Source organism: Novosphingobium mangrovisedimenti, from assembly GCF_025153475.1.
Taxonomy (GTDB): domain Bacteria; phylum Pseudomonadota; class Alphaproteobacteria; order Sphingomonadales; family Sphingomonadaceae; genus Novosphingobium; species Novosphingobium mangrovi_A.
Window position 1 is genome coordinate 171,089 of sequence record NZ_JANZXA010000002.1, and the last position, 14,913, is coordinate 186,001.

Sequence of the window (14,913 nt, forward strand, 5' to 3'; positions counted from 1 at the left end):
CGGCCATCGGAGCCCTCCCCGCAGCCCCGCCGCCTCCTCCCAAGGTGCAATTGCCCTCTTTTCGCCGGCCGATAGGCTGCCAATCGACGACCGGGGGCACCAGGTCCAGATCCGGCACCTGGCTCGGCGCAAGAACAACATGGAGGGATAGGATGAAGCGGCGTTTCTCAAAATTCATCGCGGTACTCGCCGCGGCGGGCAGTACCATTGCCGTGCCGCTGCACGCAGCCGGCCCGACCAGCGCCGAGCTGCTGAACGATGCACAGAGCACCGGCGACGTTCTCACTTACGGCATGGGGCCCTGGCAACAGCGCTTCTCGCCGCTCGACGAGATCAATACCGACACCGTGAGCAAGCTCGTGCCCGCCTTCGCGGCCTCGCTTGGCGGGGAGAAGCAGCGGGGGCAGGAAGCCCAGCCGCTGGTCTATGACGGCACGATCTACGTCACCGCCTCCTATTCCCGCATGTTCGCCTTCGATGCGCGAACCGGCGAGAAGAAGTGGGAGTACGATGCGCGCCTGCCAGACGCGATCATGCCCTGCTGCGACGTGGTCAACCGCGGCGCGGCCATCCATGGCGACAAGGTCATCTTCGCGACGCTTGATGCGCACCTCGTCGCGCTCAACCGCGAGACGGGCAAGGTCGTGTGGAACAAGAAGATCGGCGATTACAAGGCCGGCTATTCGGCAACGGCCGCGCCGCTGATCGTCAAGGACATGGTCATCACCGGCAACTCGGGCGGCGAGTTCGGCATCGTCGGCGCCGTGCAGGCACGCAACGTCGATACCGGCGAACTGATCTGGGAACGCCCGGTCATCGAAGGCCACATGGGCACGCTCAACGGCCAGCCCAACGGCATTACCGGCAAGACCAACGCCACCTGGACCGGCGACCTGTGGAAGACCGGCGGCGGCGCCACCTGGCTTGGCGGTACTTACGATCCGGGCACCAACCTCGTCTATTTCGGGACTGGCAACCCGGCGCCCTGGAACAGCCACCTGCGCCCGGGCGACAACCTCTACACCGCGTCCACGCTGGCGATCGATGCCGATACCGGCGTGATCAAGTGGCACTTCCAGACCACGCCGCACGATGGCTGGGACTTCGATGGGGTCAATGAATTCATCCCCTTCGATGCCACGATCAAGGGCAAGACCCGCCATCTCGGCGCCAAGGCGGACCGCAACGGCTACTTCTACGTCCTCGACCGGACGAACGGAAAGTTCATCTCGGCAAACAAGTTCGTGATGGAGACGACCTGGGCCGACGGCATCAATCCCAAGACCGGACGCCCCAACTACACCGCCGATGGCCGCCCCGGCGCGCCGGAGGGTGCGGAAAAGGGCAAGGCCGTCTTCGCCAGCCCCTCGTTCCTGGGCGGCAAGAACTGGATGCCGATGGCCTATTCGCAGGACACCGGCCTGTTCTACATCCCCTCCAACGACTGGGGCATGGACATCTGGAACGAGCCGATCGCCTACAAGAAGGGCGCGGCCTACCTGGGCGCGGGCTTCACCATCAAGCCGATCGCCGAAGATCACATCGGCGCGTTGCGCGCGATGGACCCGAAAACGGGCAAGATCGTCTGGGAATACAAGAACTCGGCTCCGCTGTGGGGCGGCGTGCTGACCACCCACGGCAATCTTGTCTTCACCGGCACCCCCGAAGGCTATCTCAAGGCCTTCGACGCGAAGACCGGCAAGGAGCTGTGGAAGTTCCAGACCGGCTCGGGCGTGGTCGGATCGCCGATCACCTGGATGCAGGACGGCCAGCAGTATGTCGCGGTCATGTCCGGCTGGGGCGGCGCCGTGCCGCTCTGGGGCGGAGAAGTCGCCAAGACCTTCAAGGAAATCAGCCAGGGCGGCATGCTCTGGGTGTTCAAGCTGTCACACTGACCCAACCGAGAGGCGCGCCGGTTAACGCTGGCGCGCCTCGCCTCCCCGGGGTAATGAAATGAGTGCAATGGTCGCCATGGATGCTTCGATGGGAGAGTTCGCCGCACCCGACCGCGTTCTGATCGTCGATGACCACTCGCTGGTCCGCGACGGGCTGCGTTCGATCTTCGACGACGCTTTTCCCGAATGCGAGATCCTCGAGGCGGACTGTCTCGAAAGCGCGCTGCAGGTGCTCGCCGGCGCCGGCGATGTCGACCTCATGCTGCTTGACCTCAACATTCCCGACGTCTCGCACCTGTCCGGCCTTGAACGCCTGCGCGACGATTTTCCCGCCACGCCGGTAGTCATGGTCTCGGGCGTATGCGACCGCAACGTAGTGCGCGATGCGCTGGCGGCCGGGGCTGCAGGCTTCGTGCCCAAGTCGCTGAAACGCGCGGCGATAGTCGACGCGCTGCAGCAGGTCCTTTCCGGCGAAATCTACATGCCCGAGCTGGAAGTCGACGATTCCCAGGCCGCAGAGGAAGACATGATCCGGGCAAGGATCGACAGCCTGACCCCGCAGCAGCGCGTGGTGCTGGGCCATCTTGTCGCCGGCCGCCTCAACAAGCAGATTGCCTACGAACTCGACGTCTCGATGACGACGGTCAAGGCCCATGTCTCGGCGATCCTGCAGAAGATGAACGTCTTCAGCCGCACCCAGGCGGTGATCATGGCCGGCAAGGTGGGATTCCGGGGCTAGAGCACCGGTCCGAAGGACGTCGCCCGCCGCTTCCTAGGCCCAAGGTACAATTGGATTCGCCGCACCGAAGTCACAGAATGTCCGGCGAAGGTTCCGCTGAGAACACAGATTGGAGACTGGGAATGCTTGAACAGGCCATCAGCAAATTCACCGGAGAATCGCTTATCCGCGATCGCTTCGACAACTTCATCGGCGGCAAGTGGGTCGCTCCGGTCCAGGGTGCATATTTCGACAACATCTCGCCGGTGACCGGCCAGGTCGTGTGCCAGGTGGCCCGCGGCACCGCCGAGGACATCGAACTGGCGCTCGATGCCGCCCATGCCGTGCGCGAGGCCTGGGGCCGCACGTCCACCACCGAGCGTTCCAACATGCTGCTGCGCATCGCGGACCGCATGGAAGCCAACCTCGACAAGCTGGCGCTGGCGGAAACCATCGACAACGGCAAGCCCATCCGCGAGACGACGGCGGCCGACATCCCGCTGGCCATCGACCACTTCCGCTACTTTGCCGCCTGCGTGCGCGCGCAGGAAGGTTCGCTGTCCGAGATCGACCACGACACCGTGGCCTATCACTTCCACGAACCGCTCGGCGTGGTCGGGCAGATCATCCCCTGGAACTTCCCGATCCTGATGGCCGCCTGGAAGCTGGCACCGGCACTGGCCGCGGGCAACTGCGTGGTGCTCAAGCCCGCCGAGCAGACGCCCATGGCAATCCTGGTGCTGGCCGAGATGATCGCCGACATCCTGCCAGCCGGCGTGCTCAACGTGGTCAACGGCTTCGGCATCGAGGCGGGCAAGCCGCTCGCCACCAACAAGCGGATCGCCAAGATCGCCTTCACCGGCGAGACCACCACCGGCCGCCTTATCATGCAGTACGCCTCGGAAAACCTCATTCCCTGCACCCTGGAACTGGGCGGCAAGAGCCCCAACATCTTCTTCGCCGACGTCATGGCCGAAGACGACGACTACCTCGACAAGGCGCTCGAAGGCTTCACCATGTTCGCGCTCAACCAGGGCGAGGTCTGCACCTGCCCGAGCCGCGCGCTGGTGCACGAGGCGATCTACGACCGCTTCATGGAAAAGGCGATCGCCCGCGTCGAGGCAATCAAGCTGGGCAGCCCGCTCGATCCCGCGACGATGATCGGCGCGCAGGCATCGAACGACCAGCTCGAAAAGATCCTCTCCTACATCCAGATCGGCAAGGACGAGGGCGCGAAGGTCCTTACCGGCGGCGAACGCTACGTTCAGGACGGTGAACTGGAACAGGGCTACTACATGCGCCCCACCGTGTTCGAGGGCCACAACAAGATGCGTATCTTCCAGGAGGAGATCTTCGGTCCCGTCCTCTCGGTCACCAAGTTCTCCTCGGACGAGGAAGCGCTCGAGATCGCCAACGACACGCTCTACGGCCTCGGCGCCGGCGTGTGGACCCGCGACGGCACGCGTGCCTATCGCTTCGGCCGCGGCATCCAGGCCGGGCGCGTGTGGACCAACTGCTACCACGCCTACCCCGCCCACGCGGCCTTCGGCGGCTACAAGCAGTCAGGCATCGGGCGCGAAACGCACAAGATGATGCTGGACCACTACCAGCAGACCAAGAACCTGCTGGTCAGCTACAGTCCGAAAGCGCTCGGCTTCTTCTGATGGAATCGGAGCCAGTCTCCTTTCCCCTACCGGTGCCTGCCCGCTCTCTCCACCAATCCCAGGCGGGCACCGGAACCTTGCGGGCGACGGATGGCACTTGTGCCGTCCGTCGCCTCTTCGCGTCATGAGCGGGCCGGTTCCCCCGCGCATTCTCGCGACGCCGGAAGCCGCTGCGTGGATCGAGCGTCTGCGCGCGCAGCACGGTGACCTGATGTTCCACCAGTCCGGCGGCTGTTGCGACGGTTCGGCCCCGATGTGCTTCGTCGCCGGGGAATTCCGCGTCGGCGGGCAGGACGTGCTGCTCGGAAGGCTCACGGGCGATACGCCGGTCTGGATCGGCGCGGCGCAGTTCGAATACTGGCGCCACACCCAGGTCACGATCGACGTCGTGCCCGGACGCGGCGCCGGAATGAGTCTCGAGGCACCCCATGGCGTGCGCTTCGTCATTCGCTCGCGCGTATTCACGGACGAGGAGGCGGCAGCGCTGGCCGAGGCGGGTGACCCGCCGCGCGGCGATGCCGTGCCGGAAAACGGGGAACGGGCGATCACCCGCGAGTGAATAGACTTGGCGAAGCGCGCGCTTCCGCCTAAAATTCGCAGTTCGGCCACCGCTCGCCATAGAAGCGGGGCAGTTGGGAGTAAGCGAATGGACACGCAAGTGCAGGATGGCGGGGAGCGGCTGGTGGCTTGCACCTCTCACGCCGACGATCCGGGATCAGCGGTGGCCGAGCTGGTTGCCGGCATCGCCGGTCGCGAACTGGCGGGCGGCCTGCTGTTCTGTTCCCAGCGCTACCCGCGCGACGAACTGGCCCGTGAGCTGGCCGAGGCGCTCCCCGGCGTCGCGTTGGTCGGCTGCACCAGCGCGGGCGAACTGACCGATCGCGGCTACGACACCGACAGCCTGCTGCTGATCGGCTTTCCCGCATCGGACTTTTCGATGTCGGCACTGCGCTTCGACGATCTCGACAATTTCGATCCACAACAGGCACAGGGAGCGATCCGCCAGCTTGTCGCCGGGGCCCGGCTCGATCACGGGGCGGCTGGCGACCTGCATCAGGTAGCGATGGTCTTCGTCGACGGCCTCTCGCACCGCGAGGAGATCCTGACGATGACCGCGCAGCATGCGCTCGGCGATGTCCAGCTCATCGGCGGATCGAGCGGCGACGACCTCAACTTCGCCAAGACCGGCGTGTTCCACGAAGGCAGGTTCCATGAGGACGCCGCGGTCATCGCCGTGCTCACCAGCCGTCGTCCGATGCACGTTTTTTGCGCCAATCACTATCAGCCGGGCCCGGCCAAGATGGTGATTACCGAGGCTGACCCCGAAACCCGCACGGTCTACGAGATCAATGCCGCCCCTGCCTCCGAGGAGTACCGGCGCCTGGCGGGGAGCCCCGCCGAAAAGCTCGACGTGCATTTCTTTGCCGCCCACCCGCCGATGGTCCGCACCGGGGGGCAGTATCACGTGCGTTCGATCCAGTCGGCCAATCCGGACGGCAGCCTGACGTTCTACTGCGCCATCGATACCGGCGTGGTGCTGACCATCGGCGAGCCGGTCGACCGCGTCGCCTGGCTTCGCGACCTGTTCGGCAAGGTCGGTGCCAACGTGGGCGAGATCGACCATATCATCGGCTTCGATTGCGTGCTGAACCGTCTCGATGCCGAGGATCGGCAGATCGCGCGCGCGCTGTCCGCGCTCTATGTCGAGAACAACGTGCTTGGCTTCAACACCTACGGGGAGCAGTTCCTCGCCGCCCACATGAACCAGACCTTCAGCGGGCTGGCCATCGGACGGTGACAGCGATGGAAACCGCCACTGACATCGGAGAACTGGAGGAACTGCGGCGCAAGGTCGCGCGGCTGGAAAAGATCAATGCTGCATTGATCGACCGGGTCGAGCGCTCGACCGATATACAGGGCGGTGCGTTCTCGATGTTCGAAACGGCCATCTCGCTCGAGGCCAGGGTTCGCGATCGCACGAGCGCGCTCGAGGAAGCGCTTGAACGGCTCAACGCGGCCAATGCCGAACTGGCCTCGGCCCATGCCGCCGCGAGTTCGACGCGAACGCTGCTGCGCGATGCGATCGAGTCCCTCAGCGACGGCTTCGCGCTGTTCGACAAGGACGATCGCATGGTGCTGTGCAATCGCGCCTTCCTGCAATTCTTCCCCTATTTCGAGTCGATCAGCGATTCCCTGCCCGAGTTCTCGGAACTGGCCACGCGTTTCGCCCGTTCCGGGGAGGCGCTCGCCTCGCGCGATGCGCCGGAACGCTGGCTCAAGGACCGGCTCGCCCGCCATCGCCTGGCCCAGGGCGCCCACGTCCAGGCGCTTGCCGACGGGCGGTGGCTCCAGATCAACGAACTCAAGACCAGCGATGGCGGCACTGTCGGCATCTATACAGACATCACCCTGGTAAAGGCCGAGGACGCCCGCCAGCGCGCCCGCGAACTCGCCGAACGCAACCTCGCGCTGCAATCCACGCTCGACACGCTCTCCGAAGGCGTCTGCCTGTTCGACGCGCAGCGCCGCCTGCAGGCTTGGAACGAGGGCATGCTGGCCGTGCTCGACATCGGCGACATCGTACCCGGCAGCGGTCCGGAGACGCACGAGGCGCTGACCGACTGGTGCGTGCGCAACCGCGGGCTCGACTGCCCCGGGGCGCTGTGCTGGCGCGAAGGCGACGCCGAGCGGGTCGCCACCCAGTGCATGATGGGCGATCGCCATTTTACGGTCCGCTCGGTGCCGCTCAAGAACGGCGGCATGGTCTTCACGTTCGATGACGTGACCGACCACGTGCGTTTCCAGCGCTCGCTGACCGAGACCGCCGAGACGCTGGAGCGACGCGTGACCGAGCGCACCGCCGAACTGGTCGAGGTCAACCGCCAGCTCGTCGAGGCGAAGAACGAGGCGGAAACCGCCAACCGTTCGAAGACCAGCTTCATCGCCGCCGCCAGCCATGACCTGCTGCAGCCGCTCAACGCCGCACGGCTCTTCGTTTCGGCCATGGACGGACAGGAAATGCCGGCAAGGCCGCGCAGTCTGGTACAGCAGGCCTCGACCGCGCTGGACTCGGTCGAAGACCTGCTGGAAGCACTGTTCGAGATCTCGCGCCTCGATGCCGGCGCGATCCAGCCCGAGTTCGCCGACCTCTCGCTGAACACGATCCTGCGCGCGCTGCGGATCGAGTTCGCCCCGCTCGCGCAGTCCGGCGGCCTCGAACTCGAAATGCCGGAAACGCGGCTGTGGGTGCGCAGCGACCCCCGCCTGCTGCGCCGGGTGCTGCAGAACTTCGTCTCCAATGCGATCCGCTACACCGAAAACGGCAGCGTCCGTGTCGAACTGTGCGAGCAGGGAGAAGACGTCGTGGTCACCGTGCGCGATACCGGCCCCGGCATCGCCGCTGCCGATCGCGACGAGATCTTCGAGGAGTTTCGCCGCCTCAGCAAGACGCAGAAGATCCCGGGCAAGGGCCTGGGCCTCGCCATCGTGCGGCGCGTAACGACCATGCTCGGGCACGAAATCGGGCTCGAATCGGCTCCCGGCGAAGGCGCTGCCTTCTCGATCCGGCTGCCGCGCGCAGAGCCTGTCGCGGAGACCGGCAGCGAAAACGCGGCCGCCGCCGGAGGCAACACCCGCGCGGGCGGGCTCGTGCTGGTGGTCGACAACGATCCGGCGGTTCTGTCGGGCATGGAAGCCCTGCTGGAGAACTGGAGCCTCGACGTTGTCGCCGTCAACGATCCCTCCGACCCCGCGGCGCTGGCGGCAATCGACCAGGGGCCCGCGATGTTCATCGTCGACTACCATCTGGACAACGATCTTACCGGCGAAAAAGCGGTGGCCATGCTGCGCGAACGCGCCGGCTCCAACGTACCGGCCATGATCATCACCGCCGATCGCGGCGCGGAAACCAAGGCCCAACTCGCCAGCCTCTCGCTGCCCGTGCTGAACAAGCCGGTCAAACCCGCGAAGCTGAGGGCCTTGTTGCGGCAGCTCGACATTCTCTAGGCGGCACCGTCCGGTTCTTCACGGCGTTAGAGCCTGTCAATTTCCCCTCATGAAGAAGGGCGTCCGGAACATGTCCCGGACGCCCCTCGACTCAAGCCGCAGCCGCCTCCCCGCCAACAGAGAACAACCATGGACATGCGATCAAAAGTCAGTCGGCTTTCGTCATAGGCTGCACTGGCCCGAGATCGAAAGCGATCTTGTCGATCCTGCCGTTGAACGCAAATGGAAGGCGATAATCGTCGACGATCGGCGTACCCGCATCACGCCCGATGGTGGCCTCTTCGGGACTGAACGCGAACGGCACCGTGCGTGCCAGTCTTCCTTCGGCAGCCGGCTTTCCATCGACGGAAAGCGTGAGCACGCCGCCGCGGCCGAAGCCGGGGCCATCGACGACGAAGGAAACCGTAACAGCATGCCCTCCAGGCGCCAGCGGCTGAGGCGCGGCGACACGGACCAGCGCCGCCGCGCGATCGCTGTTGCGGTAGAAGAAGGTCGGCCGGCCGTCCAGAACCGCAAGCCCCCACCCGGAAAAACGCCCTCCCTGCGTCACCAGCATGCCTTCGCCCCCATTGTCCGGCACTTCGATGACAGCCTCGATCGACCAGCTACGATTGTTGATTGCGGGGAAGACACCTGCGGGCAGCCGCTCCCGCGTGGGATAGAGAACGTGACGACCAGGCTCCGACAGCGGCTCGGGCCGCGTGCCCGGCAACATCGACGAAAGGTTGCTGAACTGCAGCGGCAGCACGTGGTTGCGCGTCGCTTCCGCCTCCCAGAGCGCCTTGAGTTCGGCAACCTTGTCGGGATGGAATGGCGCGACGTCGGTGGTCTGCGACCAGTCGTGATTGAGATCGTAGAGCTGCCATGGCGACGCCGGATCGGGCATGGCCGCATCCAGTCGCGGCTCGACCTTCACCGGCTCCGACAGCATCCAGCCATCGTGGTAGATCCCGGCATGGCCGAAGACCTCGAAATATTGCGTCCGGTGCCGCGTGGGTGCCTTGGGTTGCGTGAAGCTGTAGGCAAAGCTCACACCGTCGAAGGGTTGCTGAACCACCCCGCCAAGGCTTTTCGGTGCCGCTACCCCGGCTGCTTCGAGCACGGTCGGCATCACGTCGTTTACATCGACGAACTGGCTGCGCACGCCGCGCTGCCCGATCCGTGCCGGCCAGGACACGACCATCCCGTTGCGCACGCCGCCCAGGCGCGAGGCCACCAGCTTGTAATAGGGGAACGGCGTGTTCAGCGCCGAGGCCCAGCCGACCGGCGCGATCGGCAGGCTGTCCGGCCCGCCGATTTCGTCGAGATGCGTAAGTGCATGCGCCGTCTCCCCGCCCTGCACCGCGGCGCTGACGCGCGTGGCGTAGTTGACGCCGCCCATCGCACCACCCTCGCCCGAAGCGCCGTTGTCGCCTTCGATGAACACGATCATGGTGTTGTCGAGTTCACCCGTGCGCTTCAACGTATCCAGGATGCGGCCGATCTGCGCATCGCAGTAGGCGAGCATCGCGGCATAGACCTCCATGTAGCGCGCGGCGACCTTGCGTTCGTCGGGCGAAAGCGCGCTCCACGGCCGCGTACCCTTCGGCATCGGCGCCAGCTTCGTGTCGGACGGCACGAAGCCGAGCTTCTTCTGCCGGGCCAGCGCGGCCTCGCGATAGGCGTCCCAGCCGGAATCGAACTTGCCCTTGAAACGGGCGATCCATTCGGCCGGTGCCTGCAACGGGGCATGTGCGGTTCCCGGCGCGTAGTAGGCCAGGAACGGCCTGTCAGGGTTCTGCGAATGCTGAGTCAGCAGCCAGTCTATCGCATGATCGGCAAGATCGCGGTCGAAGACGTAGCCTGCCTCAGTGCCGTCCCCCGACGCGGGCGGCTCGATCGTGCGGTCGTTCTCGATCAGTTGCGGCGAGAACTGGTCGGTCCAGCCGCCATTGAACCCGTAGAAGTACTTGAAGCCGAGCCCGTTGCCCCATTGGTCGAAAGGCCCCATCGGTCCGCTCTGCCAGGTCGGGACATTGTGGTTCTTCCCGAACATGGCGGTGTCGTAGCCGGCGGCGGACAGGACCTGCGCAATGGTGCCCGCGCTCTTGGGGATGACTGAATTGTAGCCGGGCTCGCCGCGCGCCAGATCGGCCACGGTACCAAAGCCCACCGCGTGGTGATTGCGTCCCGTCAGCAGGGCCGCGCGCGTGGGCGAACAGATCGCCGTTGTGTGAAAGTTGTTGTAGACGAGCCCGTTCGCCGCGAGCCTGTCGAGATTGGGGGTCGGGATGGCCCCGCCAAACGTGCTGCTGGCCGCGAAACCGACGTCATCGGTCATGATGATGAGAACGTTCGGCGCGCCCTGAGGCGGCACTGCTTCAACCGGGTAGGCAGGCTCGGCCGTGGCCGGTGTCCCGAACGCCCAGAGGACCGTGCTGGCCAGCAGGACATTCCTGGCAGTGTGCCTGATCCTAGCGTTCATGGCGATGTCTCCCAACTGCGGATATTATTGCGCGGGCCAGTCAAACTGATCCGGCATCGATCTTGCCATGCTCGTGAGATTGCGTCCAATGCATGACATTCCAATTTATAATGCGTGTAATGCATATGATAGAGTTGCGACCCCTTCGCCACTTCGTGGCCGTCGCCCGTCGGCTGAACTACTCGCGCACGGCAGAGGATCTGGGCCTCCACCTAGGACGAACTGGACGCCATGGCCGAGAGCAAAGGCGCACGGCGCAAATGCCGTGCGAAACCTGTTCCAACGCGCCATCCTCAATCTGGCCACACCGGACGATGGCCATCCTCTGGCGTGGCCGGCAACGGATTCTCCGCACCAGCCCGTGCTCTGAATTTTTCTTTTATATCAATGCATAGGAAGAAATACTTCCACCATGCGGCAATTGTAATTGGCAGAAGCTTCTAACCTAGGTTAGCAACGCGGCAAGTCCGACAACAAAGATTCGGTCTGCACAGACACCAACGGAGAGATTCGAAATGAAGAAATTTGGTTCCCTGGCTGCCGTTGCCACTGCCGCCACGCTTGCCGTTATCCCCGCCGCCGTTCTCGCCGAAACGACCCAGCCGGTCCGCGAAGTTACCGAAGCTGCTGCCGAGCCCGTCCAGATCAATGCGGGCATGATGCTCTACAGCTCGGCCGGTTACCGCGTTGCCCCGATCTACCGCGTCACCGCCGATGGCAGTCCGCAGTTGATCCTCAATGGCCGCCTCGTCACCGTGCCGGCCTCGAGCCTTTCCGTCGTCGATGGCAAGGTCACGACGGCGTTGACCAAATCGGAAATCGCCAACGCCAAGTAAGCGATATTCCCATCTTCCTTTCGGCGAGGGCGATGTTTCAATCGTCTCTCGCTGAATGGAAACGTTATTAGGAACACAGGCACCGGCGCTTGTGTTCGCCAGCAAGTCCGGCGTGACTTCCCTTCCCCCCCCTCGGCGCACATGAGGCTGCGCCTGTCCCCATCGCGATCATGGCCATCGACCGCCATATCTCCATTTGGGGATGGCGACGGTGCCGTTCCCGTGGTCTTTGCACTCCCAATCGGCCCCGGGGCTTTCGGATTCTGCGATGGCCGTACAGGCCATCGCAGGACCTGCGTCCACTGGCGCCACGTTTGGGAGAACGTCCATGGATTTACAGCTGGAAGGACGCCGGGCCTCGTGACCGGCAGCAGCAGCGGGATCGGCGAAGCCATCGCGGACATGCTCGCGGAAGAAGGCGTCCGCGTCGTGGTCCATGGTCGCAATCGCAAGCGTGCGCATCCATGGCGACCCGCCGCTCGAATGCCAGTTCATGAGCGCGAAGGACGCGGACGGGCGCCATCCCTTCCTGGGCCTGCCCTGGACCGGGCTTGTCGGCTGCACCGCCGTTCCGGCGGTATGCGATGCGCCGCCGGGCGTGGTTACGCATATCGATATGGGCGTGGTGAAACCCAAGGGGCTGGTCCGCCGCTGAAGGCTCGCCAGATCGGTCTAGTGCAAGTCCATCCAGCCGCCTTCACCGCCCCCGATCGGATCGGCGGGCGGGACAGGCACACTGCGCGGCAGCTCCTTCACCAGCGTCGCACGTTCGCGCGGGTCGAGCAGCTTGCGCGACAGGCTTGCCGCCCAGGCACGCTCGGCGGCGTCGCCCTTACGCCTTGCAAGGCTGGCGCCGAGGTCGTGCAGCTTCTGGTCGATCAGTGCGGCGATCTCTGGCGTGGTTTCACTGGCTTGCGCTGTCGCAGCGAGCACCACGATCGTGCGGTAGGCAATCCGCCGCTCGAGCGTGTCGGTGCGGGCGGGCAGCACCGCCATGACCAGCCGGTCGACGATCTCGCTTACTCCGGGAATGTCCGCATCCAGCGCATGCTGGGCCGCCACGCGCTGGAGCCGTGCCGGCGCGAGCAGCGACTTGAGCGTGATTTCGACCGCTGCATCGGCAGCGACGAGCGGGTCGAACAACGGCCCCCTCGGGCTCTGGAACACCTCGATGTCGAACTGGCGATTGCCGCCCGGGCTTTCCGGAATCGAGAGCAGTGGGACCAGCCGCGCCGGCACACGCAACGCCTCGGGCGAAAGTGTTGCCAGCAATGCGTCGAGCGCCGCGCGTTGCGCCTCGGCGGGCACCGGCGGCGCCTGCTCGCGCCCGCCGCCGTTGACGGCGTAGGCATAAGTACCGCCGCCGATCGCCTTTGCCGCCGCGACCACTTCGTACCGGTGGAGCAGCCAGATCGGCACGAAGCGCCGGCGCAGGTTGGCGACCGGCTCCTCCGGCGCGAGCGCTGCGAGACCGAAATTGGCGATGGCCGCCGCGCGCACCGTCATCATCCGGGCAAGTTCCGCGGTCGGGTCGGCGCCGTCATCCCATAGCCCGCCCCAGCGTTGCGCGGTGTCGGGCGCACGGGCATTGTCGTCCTTTACATAACGCAGGCCTTCGGCGACGACCACGCGTGCCCTGGCCTTTGCCGCAGCCTCGTCCGGAGCGCCATAAAGCCAGTCCACGGTCGCCATGTCCCACTTGCCCACGCCCGTGCCATAGGCGTCGGACAAGTCTGGTTTGCCGTTTCGCAACCCGATACGCGGAGACGGATAGTCCATTACCGAAGCCCGGTCCTGCGTGCTCGCGGCGAAGTTGTGAGCGAAGCCGAGCGTATGGCCGACTTCATGCGCGGCAAGCTGGCGCAGGCGCGCGAGCGCGACCTGGACCGGATCGTTCGGCCCACCGGCGTTCAACTGGTCTGCGCCGACCAGCCCCTCGAAGATCTGGATGTCCTGCCGCGCGCGCAGCGAGCCGAGCACGACCATGCCCTTGATGATCTCGCCTGTGCGCGGGTCGACGATTTCCTGCCCGTAGGACCAGCCACGCGTCGCGCGGTCGTCCCAGTTCACGACGTTGTAACGCACGTCCAGCGGATCGATGCCGGGCGGCAACGCCTCGACCTCAAAGGCGTCGATGAAGCCGGCAGCTGCAAACGCCTGCTTCCACCAGCTCACGCCCTCGATCAGCGCCGCCCGGATCGGTTCGGGCGCACGGCTGTCGATGTAATAGACGATCGGTTTCTTCACCCGCGACGGCGCGGGCCCGGGATTGACTTTCTCGAGCCGGAAGCGATTGGCGAAGTCCCGCACGACGTCCTCGCCGAGCGGCGCGGCGAAATCGACGACCTGCGTGGAGAAACCGGCGATGCGCGGGTCGTAGACGCGCGGCACGAAGCCCGGACCGGGCAGCCTGACGAAGCTCGAATGAACGGTGAAGCTGACCTGCTTGGGCTCGGGCGCGATGTTCGAGACTTCGGCCCCCGGCTTGTCCGAAGCGAATGTCTGGATCGCGTCGGCCTCTATGTTGTCGGGGAAGACCTTGACCGAGCCGGGCAATGCCGCGCTCAGCTTGGCATCAAGCTTGAAGCCCGCGCCCGCCCCTCTCCCGTCTCCGGTACCGAAAGTGTCGGCACTCTGGTTGAGCGAGGCGGCAATGCCTAGCGTGTCGGTGGCGAGGAAGCCCGAAATGTCGACCACGACGCTGCCGTCCGCGAGCGTCGCGGCAACATCGCCCATCCACACCGTCGAGGTTGCAAAGTCAGCACTCCCGGCCGGGTCCGCCTGCGCCGCTCCGTTGGCACGGAAACGGGGATTTTCGAACTGCACCGAAACCTTCTTGCCGATACGGCGGAAGGCAAGCACCTGTGTGCCCCCGACGCGACCGCGATCCAGAAAGGTCGGCGCCGAACCAAGCCCGGTGCGCAGGGACACAGTGTAGATGTAGCGCGCCGAAATCCCGTCGGCGTCCGGCGGCGGCAGCGTCAGGAAGATGCGCCCACCCGGCTTGTCGACATTCACAGGCAGCAATCCGCTCGCGGCGGTCGTGCCTGCAAGCAACGCGGGCGGCTTGCCCGCGGGCGTTTCACAATAGGCCGGCGCCGCGAGCGCCACGGCGAGGGCAATCGCACAAATCCGTCGCATCAATTTCCCCTGTGTTTCGAGCAGCATGACCAAGACCACCGCAACAGGCAAGTGGCGCGATCGGGCACGTACCATTATCCCTTGTATCGGGGCTTGCCACAGGCCGTCCGCCCGGAGGCTGGCGTGCCCTTGCGTGCCCAAGTCGTTGCCATTGCAGGACAAGCAAGGTTTGTCGGCACGCAAGGACAAG

General features: G+C 65.3%; 10 protein-coding genes. 8 read left to right on the forward strand and 2 right to left on the reverse strand.

Features of this window, described 5'->3' with window-relative positions; translation table 11 throughout:
- Positions 1–152: 152 nt before the first annotated feature.
- From NZK81_RS04315 to NZK81_RS04340, 6 genes are all read left to right on the forward strand, one after another.
- Positions 153–1,895, forward strand: coding sequence for a methanol/ethanol family PQQ-dependent dehydrogenase (locus tag NZK81_RS04315; protein WP_260044230.1), 1,743 nt, complete (start codon positions 153–155; stop codon positions 1,893–1,895).
- Between the two features lie 58 nt (positions 1,896–1,953).
- A complete protein-coding gene (locus tag NZK81_RS04320; protein WP_260044233.1) occupies positions 1,954–2,634 on the forward strand; it encodes a response regulator transcription factor in 681 nt (226 codons plus the stop codon).
- A gap of 122 nt (positions 2,635–2,756) precedes the next feature.
- A complete protein-coding gene (adh, locus tag NZK81_RS04325; protein WP_260044235.1) occupies positions 2,757–4,277 on the forward strand; it encodes an aldehyde dehydrogenase in 1,521 nt (506 codons plus the stop codon).
- Positions 4,278–4,401: 124 nt separating this feature from the next.
- Entirely contained in the window at positions 4,402–4,836 is a 435-nt protein-coding gene (locus tag NZK81_RS04330) for a DUF779 domain-containing protein (RefSeq protein ID WP_260044237.1), read from the forward strand.
- A gap of 87 nt (positions 4,837–4,923) precedes the next feature.
- Entirely contained in the window at positions 4,924–6,075 is a 1,152-nt protein-coding gene (locus NZK81_RS04335; RefSeq protein WP_260044239.1) for an FIST N-terminal domain-containing protein, read from the forward strand.
- A 5-nt stretch (positions 6,076–6,080) separates the two neighbouring features.
- Positions 6,081–8,282 carry a hybrid sensor histidine kinase/response regulator gene (locus tag NZK81_RS04340; RefSeq protein ID WP_260044241.1) on the forward strand — a complete coding sequence of 734 codons (2,202 nt, stop codon included), beginning with the start codon at positions 6,081–6,083 and terminating at the stop codon, positions 8,280–8,282.
- A 148-nt stretch (positions 8,283–8,430) separates the two neighbouring features.
- Here NZK81_RS04340 and NZK81_RS04345 read toward each other — a convergent pair whose 3' ends face one another.
- Complete coding sequence (locus NZK81_RS04345) at positions 8,431–10,746, reverse strand: arylsulfatase (protein WP_260044243.1); 2,316 nt, start codon at positions 10,744–10,746, stop codon at positions 8,431–8,433.
- A 515-nt stretch (positions 10,747–11,261) separates the two neighbouring features.
- On the opposite strand from NZK81_RS04345, the gene NZK81_RS04350 reads away from it, so the two are divergent.
- Complete coding sequence (locus tag NZK81_RS04350) at positions 11,262–11,582, forward strand: hypothetical protein (protein WP_260044245.1); 321 nt, start codon at positions 11,262–11,264, stop codon at positions 11,580–11,582.
- A 436-nt stretch (positions 11,583–12,018) separates the two neighbouring features.
- Positions 12,019–12,237, forward strand: a complete 219-nt coding sequence (locus tag NZK81_RS04360; RefSeq protein ID WP_260044247.1) for a hypothetical protein — start codon at positions 12,019–12,021, stop codon at positions 12,235–12,237.
- Between the two features lie 17 nt (positions 12,238–12,254).
- On the opposite strand, the gene NZK81_RS04365 is transcribed toward NZK81_RS04360, so the two are convergent.
- Entirely contained in the window at positions 12,255–14,723 is a 2,469-nt protein-coding gene (locus NZK81_RS04365) for a zinc-dependent metalloprotease (protein ID WP_260044249.1), read from the reverse strand.
- Positions 14,724–14,913: the final 190 nt, after the last annotated feature.